The sequence below is a fragment of the Williamsia sp. DF01-3 genome (assembly GCF_023051145.1).
GTDB lineage: Bacteria > Actinomycetota > Actinomycetes > Mycobacteriales > Mycobacteriaceae > Williamsia.
Map to the genome: position 1 here is coordinate 1 of NZ_JALKFS010000004.1, position 5180 is coordinate 5180.

Genomic DNA, 5180 nt, shown 5'->3' on the forward strand with positions numbered 1-5180 from the left:
CCGCTGCGCGGTCACCTGATCGGGAGCGCCTGCGGCTACAGTGCCCGGCCTGGCGGCCGGGTTTTCGTTTTGCCCTTCTGGCCGTCCGAGTGTGACCGGCGTCGTCCGCCACACAAGACCGCGGCTGCGGCCCTGCGGGCTCGGAAACTTTTCATCCCGTACTCGCTGCGCTCGCTGAAAACTTTCCGCCCGCGGTCTTGTGTTCTGTCCTCCTGAGCCGGTCCACCTCTCCCTTGCCAGAAGGGCAAAACAGTGGGTGGACACCAGGTCTGCCGCACCGACCCGAGGGAGACCCCAGTCATGGACATTGCCGAGATTGCCGATCGCATCAACCCACGTCGCGCCCAGCTCGCCGTCGCGGCGGTGCTGGCCGCGCTCGGTTCGGCCAGAGAATGGCGCGGTGACCTCGTGACATCGGTCGACCACGAACTCCAGGCCGCGTGGGCCGGGACCGGGTTGCCGTCCTACAGCGTTCAAAGCGCTGAGGCGGTGGAGTTTTGGCAGAGCGCCGTCGACGCCGGAACCCCGGCCGAGGCACCCGACGCCCTGACGGTGTGGGCCGAGATCTTCGGCGGCCTCGACGTGGCCGACGACATCGGCGGTGCCCTCACCTGCCTCGAAGCAGAAGCGACCGTCGCCGCGTTGCGGGCCGCCGGAAACCCGGAGGCTGCCGAGACGTTCCTGGCCGCGCACCTACGCCGCGACACCACAGACGGCGAAGACCACACCATCACTGATCTAGGTGGGCGGGCCACCCCCCGACCCGGTGGCCCGCCTGCCGCTCATCATCGACTGAAAGGCCCCGCCATGCCCAGCTTCATCGAGCTAGAGCTGTTCGCACGGTGCGTGCTCCCCGGCTGCGCCAACCCGATCGCCGAGCAAGGCGACGTCTGTCCTGACTGCACGCGGGCGTTCACCGGCTACCTGCGCGCCGGCACCCGGCCGCCGCTGACCGAGGCCGAGCAACACGACCGCGACCACCAGGTCCGCGCCGCCCACCGCGCCCAGCTCACCGTGGCCGCCGCCGCAGCGGCCGCCGATCAGACCGGCGAGACCATCACCCGAGCCAACCAACGGTGCTGGCTCTGCGAGCAGCGAAGCACCTGCACCCGCATCAGCGGCCAATGGGAATGCCGCCATTGCCGCACCGTCACCTAACCCACTCGTCCCGAAATGTGCTGCGCCACAGACCCCCGATCCAGGAGACCCCCCCATGAACGCCGTTGCCACGCTCACCCTCCCCGACCTGCACGCCACCGTCTCCGCAGACGGAGACACGTTCGTTCTGTGGTGGACCGACTACGTCGCGAACGAGTGGACCGAAACACACCCCGACCTGGGCACCGCTCTGGCCCGCCCGCCGTGCTGCACCACTGCGTCACGCACGGGGAGGGCTTCGACGTCGAGCCCGGCGACTTCGTACCCGTCGCTACCGCGTTCCTAGACGCAAGCATCACCATGCCCGCTGCGCGGTCACCTCAACGGAGCGCCTGGCGGCGCACGGTGATCGGCCTGCGGCCGAGATCCGCGTGACGTGACCGGCCTTCGGCACGGTCACGTTTTTGTCCTTCTGGCCTTCCGAGTGTGACCGGTTCGTCCGCCACTTCGAACAGGTGACTGCGCTGCGCCCGGCCTGCGGCTCGAACACTTTTTCAACCCGCACTCGCTGCGCTCGCTGAAAAACTGTCCGATCACCTGCCACTCCGTTCTGTCCTCAGCCCGGTCCACCTCTCCATTGCCAGAAGGGCAAAAAAGTTGGCGGACACCAGGTCTGCCCGAGTGGAGGGAGCCACCATGACCCGACGTGCCAGCGTGAGCGCAGCAGACAAAGCACAAGCCCGCAAAGAACTCGCCGAGCAGCTCCACGCATCCATCGCCGACAAGGTCGAAGCCCTGACCAACAGCGACCAATGGACCCGATTTCTCGAACAGTCCGCAGCGTTCCACGCCTACAGCTTCAAAAACGTTGTCCTGATCCTCACCCAATGCCCCGAGGCCACCGCAGTCGCCGGATACAACCAGTGGCTCGAACGCGGCCGCCACGTGCGCGCCGGACAAAAAGCCATCCGCATCTTCGGCTACAGCTCCAAAAAGATCACCGACACCGACCCCGACACCGGCGAAGAAACCGAACGCCGAGCACCCCGATTCCCCATCCTGTCCGTGTTCGACGAGTCGCAAACCGACCCCAACACCGAACTCACCCCGCGCATGCTCAAAGCCAACCCCAAAGCGAAACTCTGGGCAGACATCGAACAGCACCCATCCCAACGCCTCACCGGCACCGACCCCGGCGGCATCTACACCCAAATCCACAACGTGATGACCGCCCGAGGCTGGACCATCACCCACCGCGAGCTCGACGGCCACACCAACGGCTACACCACCTGCGACGGCAGCCGCCAGATCGTCATCGAAACCGCCCTAGAACCCGCCCAAACAGCCAAAACGATGATCCACGAAGCAGCCCACGCCCTGCTCCACGCCGACCTCACCGGCACCGACCGCCACCAGCTGCACCGAGGCATCCGCGAAGTCGAAGCCGAATCAGTCGCCTACGTCCTAGCCGGACTCCTCGGACTCGACACCAGCACCTACAGCATCGGCTACATAGCCGAATGGGCCGAAGCAGACACCGAACTGGTCACCGCCACCGGAAAACGAGTCCTCGACACCGTCCACACCCTCGCCGAAGAACTCAACCCACAACCAACCGACAAGACCACCGCCGCCTGACCGGGCCCGGTGGTGCCGGCGGGAAGCCCACCCGCCGGCACCACCGCCACAAATGGAGCGGCTACGCCGCGCTGCCTCACCCTTCGATGGCCGGTGACTGCGCTAACGCTCCGCACCAACCACCGAAGGCAACCTCATGCACGGCGCGTCGACCGGCGAGCCGTGAACGTTCCTAACCTCGACTACATCAACCGAGCGGCTACGCCGCACTGCACCAACAAAGATCACTGCCCGGACGGTTCGGGCCCGGACTCATTCTCGCGGGCTTCCATCTCAGCCTTCACATCCGCCATGTTTGCAAAAAATTGACGGTCTACCTCACTCAAGCTCAGCTCGATCGCTTTCTTTCCGAACGGTGTAACACGAAAGCCTGCCGATCCGTCGCTTGTGAATACGCCCATCGCTTCCAGCCGCTCTGCCGCATCGCGGATTCCGCTCTTCACGTCTTCCGGATAAAAAACGTCTCGGGACGCCAGAAATTGAATACCTACCCGAGGGAAAGTCGCAATTATATGCGCGGCGGCACGATCCAAAGTTAGCGACTCTCGCTCAACGCGTGATGCGAAGTAGATGCCTGTAGATACGCCGACGCCAAACAAACTACCCAGAATAGCTCCAGCTACTGGGAGCCAGGAAACCTCAATTAAAATCGCGAAGGCCACGATTGCTACAGCTACAGCCGTCGTAACCAATAGAACGGCCCCGGCACTACTGACCTGCGCGACACGCTCCTTTGTCCCTGCCCAGAATCCTTTCTGATCCGCGGCCACCCGGCGATCGAAATCCACTAACTCTCGAGCTATTGCAGCCTCGACAACGTTGCTCGAATCCAAGCCGTCGGGCATCTTGTCGTGAATATCAACAAGATTCTTTAAACGCTCGTGGGGGGTCTTCTTCGCGTTCCTAGTGGCAACAATAGCCGCAATCAAACCAAGAACAAGGGGTGTCAAAACAAACCTAATCCAGTCCGCCCACCCAAGTCCCATGCCAGAAGTATCACCCAGTGCTGCCGCGACACCAAGCCCTCCCGAACCCGCGCCGCTCCCGCACAATCACCAGACAGCCACATGCGTCTGGGACCAACAGTCTTTGAGGTCAGCCGCCAGACCAGGTGGCCGGCGTTCATCGCTCGCTACGCGAGCAACCATGTGGAACCGCCTACGGCGCTGCAGTGGACCGGCCTTCGGCCGGGATCTGATTCGTTTTCCCTTCTGGCCTTCCGATCATGACCGGCGTCGTCCGCCACACAAGGCCCCGGCTGCGGCCCTTCGGGCTCGGAAACTTTTCACACCCGCACTCCGCTGGCGCTCCGCGTGAAAACTTTCCGCCCGCGGTCTTGTGTTCTGTCCTCCTATGCCGGTCTTTATCTCCATTGCCAGAAGGGCAAAAAGTTGGCGGACACCACGTCTGCCGCACCAAGACCGGGAGGGTCACCATGCCGAAGTTCACCACGAAAGAAACTGCCGCCGCGCTGCGTAAGCACCTGCGCGCCACCTGGCCCACCGTGAAGTTCTCGGTCCGTTGCGAACGGGGCACCGGCAGCGCATGGCTCCGGGTCGCCTGGGTCGACGGCCCAACCAACACCCAAGCCCAAGGCGAGTGGTTCGGGTTTCAAGGCGCCCAATTCAACGGGATGACCGACAGCTACGACCAGCTCGACGACCACCTGGTGTGCACTAACCCGGCCGAGCTGCCCGAGGTGCGTTCCTACTCGTGCGACGGGATCAACGGCGAACGCACATTCACCGACGATGCAGTCCGCACCACAGTGCGCCAGCTCATGAACGAAAACACCTGGTTATCAGCAGCATTCGCCGTTGAAGGTATCGACCCCGAGGCCCTGACCTACAACACCCTGCACCGCTCAGCATCGATGCTCACCCTCGAGCCGGTCGCTGGCTGTCGTACCTGGGTGAACCGCTGCCCCGCTAACCCGTACGACCTGGGCATCGCGATCACTAGCGCCCTATCCATCACCGACTTCACTACCGCCCACACCGGCACTGCACACCCGCTGACCTACCCCACCCCACCGAAAGGAACCCCGCCATGACCTCGACGACCAGCACCTACGTTCCCGCTGTCATTCCCGACGAGCTGGCCCGCACGTTCACCGGGATCCTGTGGGCAGCAGCCAACATTGCCGCGACCCGCCCCGAGGTGGTCGACGCCATCGCCGAGGCTGTCCGCGAGATTGGCGGAGTTGATTACGACCAGCAGCTCACCGTGGAATCGGTGTGCGTCAAAGCCGCCGCCCGCCGCGACCCCTGCGCCCTCAATCCGATGCTCCCCGGCCGCCGCTGGGCCAGCTGGGCACCAGGGTTAACCGAACGCGAACGGTGGGACTGCCTCGCCGAAAGCGCCGAACGGTGGAGTGACCCCAGCGACCGCGAGACCGGGCTACGCCCCGGCCGATGGGACGACCCCGCCTGCTGATGCTGGGC

Annotated in this window: 6 protein-coding genes; 5 read left to right on the forward strand and 1 reads right to left on the reverse strand. The window is 64.3% G+C overall.

What is annotated here, in order from left to right; all coding sequences use genetic code 11:
• Positions 1-300 precede the first annotated feature (300 nt).
• From MVA47_RS01730 to MVA47_RS01740, 3 genes are all read left to right on the forward strand, one after another.
• A complete protein-coding gene (locus MVA47_RS01730; RefSeq protein ID WP_247206407.1) occupies positions 301-1158 on the forward strand; it encodes a hypothetical protein in 858 nt (285 codons plus the stop codon).
• A 55-nt stretch (positions 1159-1213) separates the two neighbouring features.
• Positions 1214-1444, forward strand: a complete 231-nt coding sequence (locus MVA47_RS01735) for a hypothetical protein (protein ID WP_247206408.1) — start codon at positions 1214-1216, stop codon at positions 1442-1444.
• Between the two features lie 350 nt (positions 1445-1794).
• Positions 1795-2736: an ArdC-like ssDNA-binding domain-containing protein gene (locus MVA47_RS01740; RefSeq protein WP_030174725.1), complete on the forward strand. Its 942-nt coding sequence runs from the start codon at positions 1795-1797 to the stop codon at positions 2734-2736.
• Positions 2737-2960: 224 nt separating this feature from the next.
• Here the strand turns inward: MVA47_RS01740 and MVA47_RS01745 are convergent, their stop codons facing one another.
• Positions 2961-3722 (reverse strand): hypothetical protein, encoded by a 762-nt coding sequence (locus tag MVA47_RS01745; protein WP_030174728.1) that lies wholly within the window; start codon positions 3720-3722, stop codon positions 2961-2963.
• 449 nt (positions 3723-4171) lie between these two features.
• Between MVA47_RS01745 and MVA47_RS01750 the strand changes: the two genes are divergently transcribed.
• Positions 4172-4789 carry an LPD29 domain-containing protein gene (locus tag MVA47_RS01750; RefSeq protein ID WP_247206409.1) on the forward strand — a complete coding sequence of 206 codons (618 nt, stop codon included), beginning with the start codon at positions 4172-4174 and terminating at the stop codon, positions 4787-4789.
• Positions 4786-5172 carry a hypothetical protein gene (locus MVA47_RS01755; RefSeq protein WP_247206410.1) on the forward strand — a complete coding sequence of 129 codons (387 nt, stop codon included), beginning with the start codon at positions 4786-4788 and terminating at the stop codon, positions 5170-5172. Before MVA47_RS01750 ends, MVA47_RS01755 begins: the two co-directional genes overlap by 4 nt.
• Positions 5173-5180 lie beyond the last annotated feature (8 nt).

Bases quoted from the DNA above. Each gene is read 5' to 3' on its own strand.
- MVA47_RS01750 (WP_247206409.1), top strand. From the start codon at position 4,172: ATGCCGAAGTTCACCACGAAAGAAACTGCCGCCGCGCTGCGTAAGCAC.
- MVA47_RS01735 (WP_247206408.1), top strand. From the start codon at position 1,214: ATGAACGCCGTTGCCACGCTCACCCTCCCCGACCTGCACGCCACCGTC.
- MVA47_RS01755 (WP_247206410.1), top strand. From the start codon at position 4,786: ATGACCTCGACGACCAGCACCTACGTTCCCGCTGTCATTCCCGACGAG.
- MVA47_RS01730 (WP_247206407.1), top strand. From the start codon at position 301: ATGGACATTGCCGAGATTGCCGATCGCATCAACCCACGTCGCGCCCAG.
- MVA47_RS01745 (WP_030174728.1), bottom strand. From the start codon at position 3,722: ATGGGACTTGGGTGGGCGGACTGGATTAGGTTTGTTTTGACACCCCTT.
- MVA47_RS01740 (WP_030174725.1), top strand. From the start codon at position 1,795: ATGACCCGACGTGCCAGCGTGAGCGCAGCAGACAAAGCACAAGCCCGC.